This is a genomic window from Thalassospira sp. ABL2_045, assembly GCF_056161285.1.
Map to the genome: position 1 here is coordinate 86,881 of NZ_JBSWYV010000006.1, position 16,694 is coordinate 103,574.

The window sequence follows — 16,694 nt, forward strand, 5'->3', positions numbered from 1 at the left end:
TGCCGGGCAATTGATGCCTGAACAACAGCATTGTAATCGTCAAACTGCTTACCACCGCCAAGTGGTTAAGCCCGGCTCCCTCTACAAAACAGTCGACATCGGCGCATCTCCGCCCTCCTGACCCCGATCGGCCATCAGAACAACACCCTCATCCTTGGTCCCGGCGGCTTCCGCTTCGGCGACTACTGGCGCCTCGGCTTACCAATTGAGATCATTGTGGTTGCGGTTGGCGCACCGACTCTTCCATGGGTTTGGCCGTTGTGATTTTACTCCAGCCAATGACGATGCCAGCGCGACATAAGCCATTGAAAAATTAATATATTTTACGACATTAGAGAAAGGATAAAGCGTTTACATTTTTCATGTGAAACGCCGAGTTGCTGCGTCGAGCAAATTCGGCCAGTCTTCGGGATTAAGCCTTAACCTAATCATTAAGCCTCTAAATCTTTGTATTCCGCTTCTTTCCTCTTCTTCATTAACTCTCCTTGCAAAACAGAACAAATCCTCTGCCTGAAAAATCAGCTTTGCTGCATCAAGTATGTTTTCTCGCTTATTAGGGTCTTCATCGCCGATCCTAATCGCATAGAGAATTTCCTCTCTACCCATTGGGCGATATTCAGCAACCTCACGCGTCATACGAGATATTTGAACCTGTAAATGAGCTAACAATTCCGCCATCTGTTCTTGACGTTCTTGAGGAGCGTATTTGATCACTTCCCGGAAAACATCATTATGACTTCCTGATAGTTTTTTTAGGGGTTCGATCTCGTGCCCCTTAGCCATCAGAAAAGAAACTGAGAGGCAACTTTCGCCGTAAGTCACCAATTCAGAAAGCGCCATTGGCAGTACGCTTCGCGCTGAGACAAGATTTCTCTCTAGTAAATCCTCGTGGTTTTGCTCAGACGAGCTAATTTGTCGTCTTATAGCACCTACAGTAAAGAGTGCACCTACTAGCGCGATTATTCCAGATATTAACGTCTGGAATTCTTTAACCCACTGAATAAAATATTCTTCTGAAACTGTAGTACCAATTAAGCCGCTTAAAACAATGCCGGAAATAATTCCGCCGAATGCTATTGGCGCAGAATCGCACCTGCAATTTTTTGCCACCACTTTTCTCCAAACAATTAGCAATACTATCCAGTATGACTTTTTTGACATTATCGGCGTAAAGAGAAATTTCCAATCTGGATTAGTTACTTCCGGCTGACCTACGAAAGAATGATCACCAAACTGGATGAGATGGCCGCTATTCTGTTTTTTACGGTGATAGAGGCTCCAAACCAAGAAAGGCGGCCCGCTATGGCCGCCTTTTACACTTTTGCCTCAAAATCTCTTCTTAACTATCAAAACCAAGGTTCGGCACCGCAACGCCATTCGCACGGCAGGCAGAGATCAGGGTGTTATTCAGCAGACACGCAATGGTCATCGGGCCGACACCGCCCGGGACCGGGGTGATGGCGCCAGCAACTTTGGATGCGGTTTCAAACTCGACATCGCCGACCAGTTTGGTTTTGCCGTTTTCGCCGTCGATGCGGTTGATGCCAACATCGATCACGGTCGCCCCCGGGGCAATCCAGTCGCCCGTGATCATGTTCGGGCGGCCCACTGCGGCAACGACAATATCGGCACGGCGGACTTCTTCGGGAAGGTCGCGGGTGCGCGAATGGGCGATGGTGACCGTGCAGCTTTCTTTCAGCAGCAGCTGCGCCATCGGCTTGCCAACGATGTTCGAACGTCCGACCACGACGGCACGTTTCCCCGACAGATCACCAAGGGTGTCTTTAAGCAACATCAGGCAGCCATACGGCGTGCAGGGAGCAAAGCCTTCGCCACCTGTTGCCAGGGCGCCGGCATTGACAACATGGAAGCCGTCCACATCCTTGGCCGGGTCGATGGCGGCCAGAATGGCCTGCTCGTTGATGTGCTTGGGGACCGGAAGCTGGCAGAGAATGCCATGCACGTTTTCATCGGCATTAAGCTTGGCGATCAGCGCCAGCAAATCGGCCTCGCTGGTTTCCGCGGGGAGCTTGTGCTCATAGGAATTCATGCCGCATTCAAGGGTCTGCTTGCCCTTGTTGCGCACATAGACCTGACTGGCTGGATCTTCGCCGACCAGAATGACGGCCAGACCCGGTGTTACGCCATGTTCGGATTTAAGCTTTGATACTTCGGCTGTGATGTCGGTGCGCAGGTTGGCTGCGAATGCCTTGCCGTCGATGATTTTCGCGTCACTCATATGTCTGTCCGCCCCGTGAGTTGGGATATTTTCGCCATCAGCTCTTCGGGATTTCCGTCGATCAGCAGCGTTTTGGTGCGATCAGTTTGCCCGGAAACAATCCTGACCGACGATTTAGGACATTTGGCCGCTTTTGCCAAAAGTTTTATCAGCGCCTGATTGGCCTTGCCGTTTTCGGGCACGGCCGTCACAGAAACTTTCAACTGCTGCTGTCCGTTGGCATCGACCATGACATCACCAATCGCGTTGCGCGATGCCTTTGGCGTCAACCGAACGAACAGTCGAACCCCTGATGGCTCGGACCGTAACACGGGCGCGTGATCAGACATTGTCTAAATGAGACAATTTAATAGGTGAAATGAGACATTAGGGTCAGGGCCTACTAATTTGGTTTCAATGGTTAAACAGATTTGTGCGGATACGCGGAGCAAAGCCGCAGGAAGATATGCATCTTTCAAGGTTTTGCGACAAAGTAGCCCGTGCAAATCCGTTTAATCCGAAGGACAGACGTTATATTTGCAAACTCCCGCGTCAAATCCCTTGTGCGGGATACCACCCCGCTCAGCGGTCTTTTCCTTGTATTTCGCAAATATAACGTCTGCCATTCAAATCAAATTAGCAGGCGCTGACCCTAAAACCCGACAAGCGCCATCCGGACATCGGTCTGGATCAGCATGTTGGCAAATTGCAGGATCAGGATCAGGATAATCGGCGAGATATCAATACCGCCAAGATCGGGCATGATCCGCCGGATCGGACGCAATGCCGGTTCGGTGACACGATAGAGGAAATCACCGACCATATAGACGAACCGGTTGTTGGTATTGATCACGTTGAACGCCACAAGCCATGACAGGATTGCGGATGCAATCAGCATGAAAATGTAGATACCCACCACAGTGTCAATCAGCCAGAAAATCGCCAGCATCGCCGCTCCTTACAATCGCCGGGCACATGGACGTTTTGGGCCCGGAAAGATGTTTGCACGCAGCAAAACCTAGTCGGCAATGGCCGCCAACGCAAGCACACAGCGTTGATTTTGGTGCAATTCGCCCGAAGTTTTCATCGCTTTGTGATCATGCTCACCAAAGGCGCGAAAAACTCAGGCCCTTAACGCCCTGCCAGAAACTGTCAGGAGATGTCAGCCCCGCCCCGATTACGCCTTGTATACAGGAACGCATCAACGCCAGAATGCGGGCAGCAAAGGAGGAATAATCATGAAAGATACGGATCAACCACGCTGTGGCTGGGCCCTGACCCATGCCGACAAACCGTTTTATGTCGACTATCACGACAGCGAGTGGGGTGTTCCGGTGCATGATGACCGGCATTTCTTTGAAATGCTGATCCTTGAGGGGGCTCAGGCGGGCTTGAGCTGGCTGACCATTCTGGCCCGGCGCGACACCTATCGCGCGGCTTATGACAATTTCGATGTCGCTAAGGTCGCGGCCTATGATGATGCCAAAAAAGAAGCGCTTCTGGCCGACCCGGGGATTATTCGAAATAAATTAAAAGTCGTGGCGTCTATTCAAAATGCGCAAACATTCCTCAACATCCAGAAAGAGTTCGGAAGCTTTGATTCCTACATCTGGTCATTTGTAGGAGGAATGCCTGTAATCAATCACTGGAAAAGCATGTCAGACGTGCCGGTCTCGACCGAACTGAGTGACCGCGTCTCCAAGGATCTGAAAAAACGCGGCATGAAATTTGTTGGCACCACGATCATCTATTCCTTCCTGCAAGCCACCGGCATCGTGATGGACCACACCACCGACTGTTACCGCTACGAGGCGTTAAGCTGAGGTCGAACCGCGCAGAAGCAGGCTGGTTTCGAGCGTGATGGTCTTGCCCGGTTCTTCGGACAGGGCCATTTCGGCCGCCAACCGGCCCTTTTCCACTGAATCCTGATGCATGGTGGTGAGTGGCGGGTCGGTGCGTTCGCCGGCCGGGATGCCATCAATGCCAATGATCTTGAGGTCACCGGGTACCTTGCGGCCGATGGCGCGTGCGGCATCAATGGCGCCAATGGCGATCACGTCCGACATGGCGAGAATGCCGTTGATGTCGGGATGGTCTGCAATAAGCGCGGTCGTCATTTTGGCGCTGAGATCTGACTGGTTGTCGCATTCGATATGGACAACATCACTTGCGGCAATCCCGGCCGCCTCAAGGGCCGCGTGATAACCGGCCAGACGTTCGCGCACCACCCGGTGGCTGGCAGCCCCCAGACGGTTGGAGCTCATCGGGCCAAAATGATCATGTTCGGTTGCCTGCAGCGAGAGAATGGCGAATTTCGACGCCCCACAATCCAACAAATGCTGCGCAGCATTTTTGGCGGCGGCAAAGTCATCAAGCACCACGGTGCCCGCTGCCCCGGCAATGTCGGTATCGATGCTGATTAGCGGTTGGTTGCGGCGCTGGATGGCTTTGATGATGTCGTTATTATCAGAGTAGCAATGCACCAGAAAGGCATCGACGGCGGCATTGTTGACCGCCGTAATCGCCTGTTCTGGGTTTTCAGCCGAGATGATCATGACATTCACCCCATGACGCGCGCATTCGCGCCCGATCCCGCGCAGCAATTCAATCGCCACCGGATCGCTAAAGGCATATTCAAGATTATCCGGAAAAACGACGCCAAGTGCCCCGGCCTTGCCGGTGCGCAGCATGCGCGCCATGACATGCGGACCGCGATAGCCGAGTTCTCTGGCGGCTTCAAAGATGCGTTCGCGGACTTCCGGGCGGACCAGGTCGGGCTTGCCAAAGGCATTGGAGGCCGTGCCCTGCGAAACCCCGGCCGCCTTGGCGACATCCAGAAGTTTTACGCGTTTTGCCATGCCTGCCCTATCCCCGAAACCGTCATTAGCTGTTTGAATTGGCGACACTATAGCCAGAAGCAGGGCCTTACGGCCAGAACACATTCACCCCAAACCCAACCAAGGCCTTATCGGTTTTCCGGGCGTGTATTGCGGAAGGTCAGATTGATGCGCGGGCCGACCTGACGCGCGGTTTTGGGCAATTGATGCAACCAGCAATGCTGTGTCGCGCCCGACATGATCAGTGCCGAGTTATGGGGCAGATCAACACTGATGCGATCGCCGGTCTTCTTGTGGCGGAAATGAAAGCGGCGCTCCTGTCCGAAGGTCAGGCTGGCAATCACCGGGTTTTCGCCGAGAACTTCTTCGTCATCGGCATGCCACGAAACGCTGTCCCGACCATCGCGATACTGGTTGAGCAAAACGGTGTTGAAAGGTGCACCGGCCAGGTCCTCGGCCAGTGTGCGCAACGGCGCAACGATCAAAGGAAACGGACTTGCCGGGTGGTAGACCCCGCTATAGCGATAGGCGACCTCGCCATACCAGGCGGTCAGGCGCGGGACCGGAATTTCCTTGCCATGGATTTTGGCGGTTTCCTGTTGCCAGACGATGTTGCTTTGCAGCCGGGCAAAGGTCTTGTCGGCCTCATCATCATCCATGATGTCACGCAGCAACAGCACTTCGCCATCGAAAGGCAAAAGGTTGCGTGGTGGTTCATTGGCAAACAGATCGCCGGTCATGATTTTCCCCGGAATGCAGATTGCCAAAGACCTAGGATGAAAGATCGGGAAACTCAAGCCACAGTTCGCTGATATATGCGTTTTTCCAGCAGCTTCTAGCCGTTGACCAGCGTAACACCCGCCTCATTGGCATAGCGTTCGACATCTTCGACACTCAAGCCCGCCGCGCTATAGAGATTGATGGTTTCAAGCTCAAGATCGGTTTCGGAATCGGCAAGCGATTGCAGTGATGTCGTCAGGCTGCGCTGGGAATCGAGCACATCAAGAAAGTCCGAAAGCCCCTGCACATAGCGCACGCGCGATTGTTCAAAGGCTTCGCGGTGATATTGCACCGATGCGATCAGGGAATCGCGCTGTGCCACCGCGCCGACATAACCGTAAATCGCGCTTTCGACTTCCTCGATCGCAGTCAGAAGTGTCTGGCGATAGGTGAGGAAGGCTTGCTCGGCCTCTTCCTCGGCAACAGAGATATTGGCCCGGCGTTCCCCGCCATCATAAAGGGTCGCATCAATCAGGGCACCAATGGCAGCCATGGCGGTACGGACAATCGGGCCGGTGCCATAGCCGGTCACGCCAAGTGCCAATGACCCATCAAGGGACAATTCCGGATACAGTGTAGCCGTTTCCACCCCGATTTGTGAAGTCGCGGAAATCAGAGCCAATTCAGCGGCGCGCACGTCAGGGCGACGGCGCAGCAAATCGGCCGGGATGCCAATTGGCGGGCTGCTTTGAAATTCCGGCAAGGGTGACGCGTCCAGCAACAGGTCGCGATGGGTACCCGGCTGTGCACCAACCAAGATCGAGATCGCATTGATCGAACGATCAATCGTGGTTTGCAGGATCGGTACGGTGGCCTCAAGATCGGCGACCTCGGCCCGGGCACGTGACAAATCCAGTTCGGAGCCAAGACCGGTCTGCAAGCGTACCTGCACGATGTTGCTGGTCTGGCGTTGCAGATCAAGCGAGTCCTGCAAAAGCGCCAAACGCCGCTGCGCCCCGCGCAGTTCGATATAGTTCGTGATGATATCGGCAATCATGGTGCGATAGACATCTTCGCGCAGATAGACCTGCTGAAGATAATCGGCCTCGGCGACTTCTTCCTCGCGCGTCTGGCCGCCCCAGATATCGGCAGTCCAGGAGAAATCGATACCCGCGCCATAACCCATATCAGTGACCTGATCGCCACTGGCGCGGCTGGACGTCGACCGACTGGCAGAGCCATCAACCGATGCGCCGACCTGCGGCCCATTGGCCCCGGCGACACCGCGTGCGGTTGCCGCCGCCGCACGGATGCGGCTGATCGCGATCTGAAGATCGATATTATTGTCGACCCCCTCATTAATCAGACCATTTAAAACCGGATCGGTGGTGCTTTCCCACCAGCGGCCCTGCTCATTCTGATTGGCGGCAATCACCGGGATTTCCGGGGTGTAGGCGCCGACCAGATCAAAGCTTGGTGCGGTGTAATCCGGCCCGACAGATTGACACCCGGCCAGTGCCAGCAAAAAGGCAAGTCCCGAAACGGCAGAAATGTGAGGATTATTCATGTTACTTCGCACTTCCTTGAAGACCATCACTTCCGGGCTCATTGGCGACATGTGATGCGGCCTCGCCGTGATCGGGAATGGCTTCTGCGGCGCGCAACTGAATTTGCAGTTTCTTGCCGCCATCGGCACGGGCCGAAACCAACGGCGCCAGCAGCAGATAGAGTACCGGGGTCAGGAACAGGGTAAAGACCGTGGCAAAGCCAAGACCGCCAAATACGACCCAGCCGATGGCTGCGCGGGCTTCGGCCCCGGCGCCGGAACCAAGGACGAGTGGCAAGCCCCCCAGGACGGTCGAAATCATGGTCATCATGATCGGACGCAGGCGCACCATGGCCGCATCATGCACCGCTTCGCGGACGGACTTGCCGGCATCACGCAACTGATCGGCAAATTCGACAACCAGAATGCCGTTCTTGGCCATCAATCCGACCAGCATCACCAACCCGATCTGGCTATAGATATTGACCGACGTACCACTGAGCGCCAGCGCATAGATGGCCGCCGCCAAACCAAACGGCACGGTTAGCACCACCACAAGGGCGGATGTAAAGCTTTCGAACTGCGCGGCCAGCACGAGCAGCACGACAAGAACCGCAATCAGGAAAGTGATCTGCACATCATTAGCGGTTTCGCCAAGGGCCGCCGCGTTACCCAGGAACAGGATACCGACACCCGGTGGCAGCAACTGATCACCGACCGTATTCACATCCCCAACCGCCTCGGCCAGGGTATAGCCCGGTGCGAGGTTGGCGGAAATGGTGACAGCGCGCTGCTGGCCTTCGCGTTCGAGTTCGGAGGCAACCGCTTCTTCGCTTAGCGTAATCACAGAAGACAGTGGCAGGACACGACCGTTGGTGCCGGTGACAAACAGGTTTTCAAGGTCAGACGGGTCATTGATGCTGCCCAGCGCGCTGCGCAGCTTGATCGGCACATTCTGGTCATCGACATTGATTTCGGTGACTTCATAACCCTCGATCATTGCGCGGAGCGTGGTATCAAGTTCCTTGATCGGGATGCCAAGATCAAAGGCGCGCTTGCGATCAATATTGACCAGAAGCTGCGGCTGGGTGGTTTGATAGGACACCCGAAGGCCTGTGAGGCCGGGGTTATTCGCCTCGATCTCCTGCTGCATGGCGCGGGCATTTTCCGCCAGCGTGCGATAGCTTGTCCCGGTCAGGGCAAATTCAAGTCCCTCGCCCGTGCCGCCACGAAGCCCCAGACTGTTGGGTTGCCAGATATAGGCCTGCACGCCCGGAAGCGCATTCAGATCGCCCGGGATAGAGGCGGTAATTTCCTGTTGCGAGCGGCTGCGTTCTTCCCATGGTTTCAGTGGCGCAATCACCAGCGCGCGGTTCGGGTCCCAGAGGCCGACAATGGTGTAGATGTTATAGGCATCCCCCTCCTCGACCACCGGACGCAGGATGTCTTCGACCGCTTCGACCTGACGGTCCATATAATCAATGCCAACCCCGTCCGGCCCGCGCATGGAAACCAGGATACGACCGCGATCCTCATCAGGCAGGAGTTCCTGCGTGACACTGGTATAGACACCAATGGCCGTCCCGCCGGCAACGATACAGATCATCAGGGTGATGACGGGACTGCCAAGGGCAGCTTCGAGAACGCGACGATAAATCCCGGCACAAAAGAAGCCGACGTGTTCGAGCATATTGGGCGCATCATCGGTCTTGCCGTCATGCGGATCGATGTGTTTGAGGCGCGATGCCAACATCGGACAGAGCGAGAGCGCGACAAAGGAAGACACCGCCACGGCAAAGGCCAAAACAAAGCCGAATTCACGAAACAGTCGCCCCGCCGTGCTGGGCAGGAAGGAAATCGGCACGAACACCGAAATCAGCGTCAGCGTTGTGGCGATGACCGCAAAGAAGACCTGACGGGTTCCCAGAACCGCTGCTGCCATGGAGCCAAGACCCTGATGACGACGGCGCTGAATATTTTCCAGAACAACAATCGCATCATCGACAATCATGCCGGTGGCCAGAACAAGTGCCAGAAGGGTCAGGATGTTGATCGAAAAGCCCATTGCCCAGATGGCCGCCACCGTACCGATCAGGGCAATCGGAATGGTGATGGTCGGGATCAATGTTGCGGTGAAGGAGCGCAGGAACAGGTAAAGCACCCCGATCACGATGATAACGGCAAGGGCGAGGCTGAAGATCACTTCCCACAGCGCGCCTTCGATAAAGACCGCATCGTCAGAGTTCACAAAGACATCAAGATCGTCATATTGCGCATTGAGCCGTTCAACGACGTCGCGCACCCCGTTGGAGATGGCGATGGTGTTTGATTGCGCCTGACGGGTAATGGAAAGCCCGATCACAGTGCGGCCATTCAAGCGCACATAGGACGACGCATCATCCGGGCCATAATAGATATCGGCGACATCGCCCAGAGGCACGCCGTCGAGCACCAGCATCTGATTGAGCCGGTCAACCTCCCAGACAGAGGCATCGGCACGCACGAACAGCTTCTGATCCGAAGATTCAAAACTGCCGGCCGGAATATCGAACTGGGCGGTGCGCAGAAGGTCAGCGACATCCTGAACCGAAAGACCGTAACTTGCCATGCGCAGCGGATCGACGCGCACATGCAAGACACGTTCGCGGTCCCCGTTTATGCCGACTTCGGCCACACCGGGCACGGACAGCAAGGACGGGCTGATCTGGTCTTCGACAATATTGGCGAGTTCTTCTTCGGTCAGGCGGTTGCTGACAACCGCAATGCGCATGATGGCACTGGCATCGGCATCAGCCTTGACCACGCGGATGTTTTCAACCCCGTCAGGCAGGCTGCGTTCGGCACGGCTGATGGCTTCGCGGATGTCACTGGCGGCATCGTTGATTTCAACATCGGGATAGAACTCGATGCGGATACGTGCATTGGCCTCTTCGCTTTGCGAGCTGATTTCCTTGATGCCGCTGACACGCGATGCCGCACTTTCGAGGATGCCGGTGACCTCTGAATCAACCGTTTCAGGCGATGCCCCGTCATAGTCGGCGGTTACCGTGATGGTCGGGCGGTCAACATTGGGCAGTTCACGGATTTCCACCCCCAGCATGGCCGCCAAGCCCGCCAGAATGATCAGCATGGCCACCACACTGATCAGAACCGGGCGACGGATACTGAGCGATGCAAGATCGTTTTGATCGTTATTGCCGGTTCCCGTCGCCATGATCAGGATCCCTCGCCCGCACCTTCGCGGGCGGCAACGCCACCGCCGCCAGACTGAACATTATCACCGCGGATCGAGGCAGAAACAGTTCGGCCCGGACGCAGGCGCAAGACCCCCTCGACCACGACCAGATCGCCTTCGGAAAGGCCACCATCGAGCAGGATGCGGCCATTGGTGCGTTTCACGACACGAACCGGAACGCGCGAGACCTTGTTTTCATCATCAATGCGCCAGACATAGGTGCCTTCATCGCCCCACAGGACCGATATTTCGGCAACGGCGGGATATTGTTTGCCTTCGATATCGACATAAACCGCAAAGGACATGCCTGCCAGAAGGCGGCTATTGGGATTGGGGACACGCGCACGCACGGCAAAAGTGCGGCTTTCAGGGTCAATGCGGCTGCCAATGGATTCCACCACCCCGGTAAAGACTTCGCCCGGCAGACTCCAGGTTTCAACGCGCACCGACTGGCCGGGGCGGACATTGTCAAACCTGGTTTCGGCGACTTCGAAATCGACCAGAATGCTTTCGATGTTATCAAGGGTGACAAGCACGGTGGAACTGTCGACACGGTCGCCTGCCTCAATCTGCGGAATGCCGACAATACCATCAAACGGGGCGAGAATGGTGCGATCGGCCAGATTGACCTCAGCCTGATCAAGGGCAATGCGGGCCTCGGCGAGTGCTGTACGTGCGCTGTCGACTTCGCTTTCGGCAACAGCGCCCAGCGGGCGGGCCTTTTCATAGCGGTCAAGAAGCTGCTGGGCATCGCGGGCCTGAACGGCGGCAAGATCGCGGGCAAGACGTTCACGTTCGGCATCAAGAATGACGAGCACCTGACCTTTGGTCACCTTGGCGCCCGCACGAACCAGCACATCGTCAACTTCACCCGACACCGCAGGATAGATGGACACACCAAGCGCGGATTTGCCAGTCCCGACGGCCTCAACGACGGTTTTTTCATCCATCAGGCGGGCATATTCGGCAATCACCGGAAGGCTGCGTTCCGCGCCACCGCGCTGGGCCATGCTTGCGGGTTGCGCATCGGGCGCGATCAGCGCCGTGATGTCGTCTTGGGCAAAGAAATAGGCAGCGGTCGCACCTGCAATCAGTGCAACACCTGCGATCAGAAGCGTCGATTTACGCGCCATCACATTTGAACTTCCAAGTCGGGCTGACCAAACAACCTTAAAAACCCTGTTCCCGCGCCGGGAAAGTGTCGGTATTTCAATTCCATACCCCTATGGGGCCTTATGCTTTTTCTGAAATCCCGGTGCCCGAAACGATATTGCAACAGGCCGGTCAGAACCACACAAAAAGTGTATCAGAAACGTCGCAATTTGTATTCTGACAGCCGATAAAACCTGTGTTTTGAACAGGAAAAATCAGCCAAATGCAACAGACCTGCACACCTGATATACGGTGTGCAGGCCGGGATTGTTCAACTTTTAATATCGAGACCAGACGTTCGCGCAAGCGAGCGGAAATCAGGCGGCACCGCGCCTTTGCTCTTGCGGGAAGGCTACCAAATTGTCCTCGTGCCAGTTTGCGGCTTCATCGTTGGCACCGTCAGCCGCACCGGTTTCTTCGTCACCGGCGGCAGACGCCACGGCACGATCGAGGGACGCTGTGAGCTCAGTCACATTGCGATCGACTTCATCGGCACGACGGTTCAGATCAAGGCTGAGTTTGCGGGTGACGTCGATGTCTTCGGACACAGCACCGATGGCCGTGCCGACATTGCGCACAGCATCCCCGGCAAGGGCAATGGCGCCTGTGATTTCCTCGGTCTCGTGGCGTTGATGTTCAACGTCACCGGCGACTTCTTCGGAGATTGACATCATGGAGCGTACGGTTACCCCGACATCCTCCATGGAGGCGACACAACGATCGGTCACCGCGCCCATCGCGTTGACATGTTCAGTGATCTGCTGGGTCGCACGTTCGGTCTGACTGGCAAGGTTTTTGACCTCTGCCGCGACGACGGCGAAGCCCTTGCCGGCGTCGCCTGCGCGGGCGGCCTCGATGGTGGCGTTCAGGGCCAACATATTGGTCTGTCCGGCAATGCCACGGATCAGATCGACAATCTGTTCGATGCTGGTGGCCACTTCACGCAGATCATCAACCGCACGCGCCGATTCCTCGGTCGAGCCGACGGCATTCTGGGCGATTTCGCGTTGATGTTCGACGCGGTTGGCAATCGACACAATTGCTTCGCGCAGGCGGTTGGCCGCATCGCCAATGGCGTTGGAATGCGACTGGCTGTCATGAGCAGCACTGGTGGCGGTTTCGGTCTGGGCTGTGACGCGTTCGGCGGCAGCGGCAACCTCGGTCACGGCTTCGCGCATGCGGGTCACCTGATGATTGACCGATTTGACAAGACCGGTGGTCTCACCTTCGATGGTTTCGGCCATTGCGCCGAGCGAGGCACGGCGTTTTTCCTCTTCGATGCGCTGAAGGGTGATGCGTTCTTCGGCCATCTTTTCGATCTTAAGCGCATTTTCCCGGAAGATCGCGACTGTGCGCGACATGGCGCCGAATTCATCACGGCGCTTGATATCGGCCAGCGTAATGTTGGTGTCATTCTCGCTGAGCCGGGTCATGTCACCATTCACGCGTTTAAGCGGACGCAGGATGCTCATGGCGATGCCAAGGGCAAGCGCAACCGCGATCACAACCCCGATGCCCGCGACAACGATGTTGGTAAGCGCGGAGTTTTCCGACTGACTGTGCGCGGCATCGACCAAGGCGGTCTGGTTGGCCATGGCTTCAGACCGGATATTCTGGGTGATGGTCTGCACTTCGCGGACGGCAGATTTGAAATCATCCATCGACTGGCGGAAACCGACGACAGACGCTTCGAGCTGATTGGCGCCCTGCTTGAGCAGGTCATTGTCGCGGATGGCGTAGGAAAACAGCTTTTTGTCGCTGCGCTTCAAGCCATCAAAGGATGATTTGATTTCTTCCTGCAGGTCGGTCAGGGCCGATGTCTGCGTGCGGGCCGCTTCAAGGGATTCCGGTGTACGCAGGATCGGATATTGCAGAGAATTGACGATGGCCGCCAGATTGGCCGCCCCAAGCTTGTCTGAGAATTTCTCGGCAATTACCGGATCGCGATTGGTAATGAAATCTTCCAGACGGGCGGCAGATTTGCCGAGCTGATTGGCACCCAGCAACATGGTTTCGGACGCAGCAGACAGGTTTTCTGCGCGCAGGACAAGCGGCTCGAGGGTTGCGATGTAATCAGCACTCAGGCTTTCGAGTACATCGGCACGATCAAGGTCGCCATTCGCCCGCAGCTCGGAAACGAGTGTCGCGCCGCTTTGCTCGGCAACTTCGCGGATGGCGGTGATGCCATCGCGATCGAGGGCATCGACGGTCTGGGCAAACAGCAGAACCTGGTTGGACAGCCGTTCAAGGTTCAATGCGTATTCATTGGCAAGGCCGACCAGCCCGGTGCTTTTGGCGATACGGTCCGCATGGGCGCCAAAGCCCAGCAGATAGGTCGATGACAGGGCCGACAGACCGACAAGCAGAACCACCAGCACAAAGAAGCCGGCAAAGATGCGCGATCCGATACGAATGCGATCAAGAAACATGGGACATCCAAACAGTGAATTAGGCGTTTGGGGTCCTGCATACATGCGCGCGGCATCGGGAATTGTTTCAGTTGGATGAAATCCCTGTTCATCCATCAAACGGGACGCAGGATGCGCATTTGCGCAGCGCAAAACAACATTTTGACGCATCTAAAATGTTCAAATGAACAACGCACTATACAATTGGACCAGGGTCATTATCCGTTTCGGAATGCGGCAAAAAGGCGATTTTTTATGGAAACCCGTGCGACTCGGTTCCTTGAGGTTACGTCGGCGCTGCCTTTGCTGATTTTCTGGAATGACACCAATTAAAATGTCGCCATGACAATATTGTACAAGCTGGCACGCCCAAGCGGGGTTATAATGGGCCTATGAAAAATGCTGCGCGACAGAACACGGCCGCCCAGCGTCGCCAGATGTCACACCGATCGGCGACCCCGCGTCCCCGCGAGATTGCCCGACATTGGCGGGCAGCCGAGGGCATTGATATGTTCGAAGCCGATTACAAGAATTTCTCCTTCCCCAAGCACAGCCACGACTATTACGCCTTTGGCACGATCCTTAACGGGGCGGAGCGCTTTTTGACCCGCGGGACAAATTATGTCGCGGCACGCGGGCAGCTTTTGATGATGAACCCGATGCAGGTCCATGATGGTGGCCCGGCATCCGATGACGGCTATCAGTACCAGATCATGTTCATCGACCCGAAGGTATTTGGCGATCTGGTGGGCGAGATTTCCCCCAAAAGCAGCGGTCTGCCGTTTTTTGGCAATTGTGTTGTGACGGACCCGGAATTGCATTTGCAGTTGCAAGGGCTCCATCGCCTGTTTCGCCCGGGGGTGGAGAATGAGGCAACCCGTCTGGAACGCGACAGCCAGCTTCTTTATAGTGCCGCACGTTTTTCACTGCGCCATGCCGATGCCCCGCCCTATCTTTATCAGCCGGGGTCCGAGGACAAGCGGGTTCAGACCGTGATTGATTATATGGCGGCCCATCTTGATGCGAACATATCGCTTGATGATCTGGCGGCGATTACCGGGCTCAGCCGGTTTCATTTGCTGCGCGTGTTCCGGGCAGCAACCGGATTGCCACCGCACACCTATTTCAATCATATGCGCTTGCGTCGGGCCAAACGGCTGTTGTTTGACGGATCGAGCATTGCCGATGCGGCGGCTGCGACCGGCTTTGCCGACCAAAGCCATCTGAACCGGCATTTCAAAACCATGTGGGGTGTCAGCCCCGGCGCGTTTATCGCAAGCCTTGATTCGTAAGCCAAATGCCTGCCCATGATGACGTGTCCACGGGCAGGCTTTGTGATCGCGGTTTACGCTTCGCCGTTACGGATTTTCATTGCCTCGGCTACCAGACAAAGTTCTTCAAACAGGACCTGTGCTGCGACCTGGGCGGTGTTGGTGGTGGCATCATATTGCGGGGCGACTTCGACAACATCGGCGCCGACAAAATCAAGCCCCTTAAGGCCACGCAGGATCGCCAGTACCTCGCGCGAGGTCAGGCCACCGATTTCCGGCGTACCGGTGCCCGGCGCGAAGGACGGGTCAAGGCAATCGACGTCAAAGGACAGATAAACCGGGCCATCGCCAACCACTTCACGGGCCTTGGCGATCACGGCATCCACCCCCATTTTCGGCACTTCTTCGGCATGGATCACGGTCATGCCGCTTTCATAGGAAAACTCCCAAATATATTCCGACGGGCCGCGAATGCCGATCTGGATGGTACGTTCGGGATCAAGCACACCGTCCATCACCGCTTCACGGAACGGGCCACCATGATGAAAGCGCGATCCGTCATATTCACCACAGGTATCGCAATGGGCATCCAGATGGATCATGCCGACCGGGCGATCCTTGCCGACCGCTTTCTGGATCGAATAGCTGATCGAATGATCGCCACCGATGGCGATCGGAATGACACCCGCGCCAATGATCTTTTTGAAATAGGCCTCGATATCCTCGTGGCAGCTTTCCAGTGAATAGCGGCTGCGGAATGGCACATCCCCAATATCGGCAATCCGCGCCATCGCGCCCGGCACCATGCGAAGCACATGTTCATACGGTCCGATGCGTTCGATATTGCGCACCGCGCGCGGCCCCAGACGTGCACCTGCCCGGTTACTGACGCCCAAATCCATCGGCACCCCGACAAGGGCGATATCAAGGCCTTCGAAATTCTCGCTTTCGGCATCCGCGGCAAACGGCGCATCCAGAAAGGTCGGCACGCCAGCGAATGGCCATTTGCGCCCACCACTTTCAGAAAACTGCGAGGCCGCCACTTCGCGGAAATGCGGGTCGAACAGATCCCCGCCTTTGGCGTTACCATATTTTTCGCGCAGCTTGGCGAGTTTGTCGTTTGTGAACATGGGACCTCCTGAATGGGTGCATCGGGGAAAGACGGCACGCTCGAAGTATGCCAACCGATGGCCGGATGTGTTTGTTGCCCTGATCAGATCAAATTGCCTTGCCGGGAAAAATCACGTATTGCTGAACTTTACTTTGGCATTTCTCAAAGTAATTCCCTTTACGCACGGAACCCGCCC

At 56.0% G+C, this 16,694-nt stretch carries 13 protein-coding genes; 2 read left to right on the plus strand and 11 right to left on the minus strand.

Annotation, left to right across the window (positions count from 1 at the left end):
* Positions 1-360: 360 nt before the first annotated feature.
* From ACXAIA_RS10685 to ACXAIA_RS10700, 4 genes are all read right to left on the minus strand, one after another.
* A complete protein-coding gene (locus ACXAIA_RS10685) occupies positions 361-1,287 on the minus strand; it encodes a hypothetical protein (protein ID WP_475349311.1) in 927 nt (308 codons plus the stop codon).
* Between the two features lie 52 nt (positions 1,288-1,339).
* Positions 1,340-2,239: a bifunctional methylenetetrahydrofolate dehydrogenase/methenyltetrahydrofolate cyclohydrolase FolD gene (gene folD / locus ACXAIA_RS10690; protein WP_475349312.1), complete on the minus strand. Its 900-nt coding sequence runs from the start codon at positions 2,237-2,239 to the stop codon at positions 1,340-1,342.
* Entirely contained in the window at positions 2,236-2,568 is a 333-nt protein-coding gene (locus ACXAIA_RS10695) for a DUF167 family protein (RefSeq protein ID WP_475349313.1), read from the minus strand. The genes folD and ACXAIA_RS10695 overlap by 4 nt, the downstream gene beginning before the upstream one ends.
* A 302-nt stretch (positions 2,569-2,870) precedes the next feature.
* Entirely contained in the window at positions 2,871-3,167 is a 297-nt protein-coding gene (locus ACXAIA_RS10700) for a YggT family protein (RefSeq protein ID WP_475349314.1), read from the minus strand.
* A 289-nt stretch (positions 3,168-3,456) separates the two neighbouring features.
* Between ACXAIA_RS10700 and ACXAIA_RS10705 the strand changes: the two genes are divergently transcribed.
* Positions 3,457-4,041 carry a DNA-3-methyladenine glycosylase I gene (locus ACXAIA_RS10705; RefSeq protein WP_475349315.1) on the plus strand — a complete coding sequence of 195 codons (585 nt, stop codon included), beginning with the start codon at positions 3,457-3,459 and terminating at the stop codon, positions 4,039-4,041.
* On the opposite strand, the gene ACXAIA_RS10710 is transcribed toward ACXAIA_RS10705, so the two are convergent.
* The 6 genes from ACXAIA_RS10710 to ACXAIA_RS10735 form a co-directional block, all read right to left on the minus strand.
* The gene (locus ACXAIA_RS10710) at positions 4,033-5,076 is read right to left on the minus strand and encodes a LacI family DNA-binding transcriptional regulator (RefSeq protein ID WP_475349316.1); all 1,044 of its coding nucleotides are present in this window, start codon (positions 5,074-5,076) and stop codon (positions 4,033-4,035) included. The genes ACXAIA_RS10705 and ACXAIA_RS10710 overlap by 9 nt on opposite strands.
* 107 nt (positions 5,077-5,183) lie before the next feature.
* Positions 5,184-5,795, minus strand: coding sequence for an alpha-ketoglutarate-dependent dioxygenase AlkB family protein (locus tag ACXAIA_RS10715; protein WP_475349317.1), 612 nt, complete (start codon positions 5,793-5,795; stop codon positions 5,184-5,186).
* A gap of 95 nt (positions 5,796-5,890) precedes the next feature.
* On the minus strand, positions 5,891-7,342 hold the full coding sequence (locus ACXAIA_RS10720; RefSeq protein ID WP_475349318.1) for an efflux transporter outer membrane subunit: 1,452 nt from the start codon (positions 7,340-7,342) through the stop codon (positions 5,891-5,893).
* A gap of 1 nt (position 7,343) precedes the next feature.
* Complete coding sequence (locus tag ACXAIA_RS10725) at positions 7,344-10,535, minus strand: efflux RND transporter permease subunit (protein WP_475349319.1); 3,192 nt, start codon at positions 10,533-10,535, stop codon at positions 7,344-7,346.
* A 2-nt stretch (positions 10,536-10,537) separates the two neighbouring features.
* On the minus strand, positions 10,538-11,689 hold the full coding sequence (locus ACXAIA_RS10730; protein ID WP_475349320.1) for an efflux RND transporter periplasmic adaptor subunit: 1,152 nt from the start codon (positions 11,687-11,689) through the stop codon (positions 10,538-10,540).
* A 336-nt stretch (positions 11,690-12,025) separates the two neighbouring features.
* Positions 12,026-14,137: a methyl-accepting chemotaxis protein gene (locus tag ACXAIA_RS10735; RefSeq protein ID WP_475349321.1), complete on the minus strand. Its 2,112-nt coding sequence runs from the start codon at positions 14,135-14,137 to the stop codon at positions 12,026-12,028.
* A gap of 371 nt (positions 14,138-14,508) precedes the next feature.
* Between ACXAIA_RS10735 and ACXAIA_RS10740 the strand changes: the two genes are divergently transcribed.
* Positions 14,509-15,408: a helix-turn-helix domain-containing protein gene (locus tag ACXAIA_RS10740; RefSeq protein WP_475349322.1), complete on the plus strand. Its 900-nt coding sequence runs from the start codon at positions 14,509-14,511 to the stop codon at positions 15,406-15,408.
* A 53-nt stretch (positions 15,409-15,461) separates the two neighbouring features.
* Here ACXAIA_RS10740 and speB read toward each other — a convergent pair whose 3' ends face one another.
* Positions 15,462-16,517, minus strand: a complete 1,056-nt coding sequence (speB, locus tag ACXAIA_RS10745) for an agmatinase (RefSeq protein ID WP_475349323.1) — start codon at positions 16,515-16,517, stop codon at positions 15,462-15,464.
* Between the last annotated feature and the right edge of the window lie 177 nt (positions 16,518-16,694).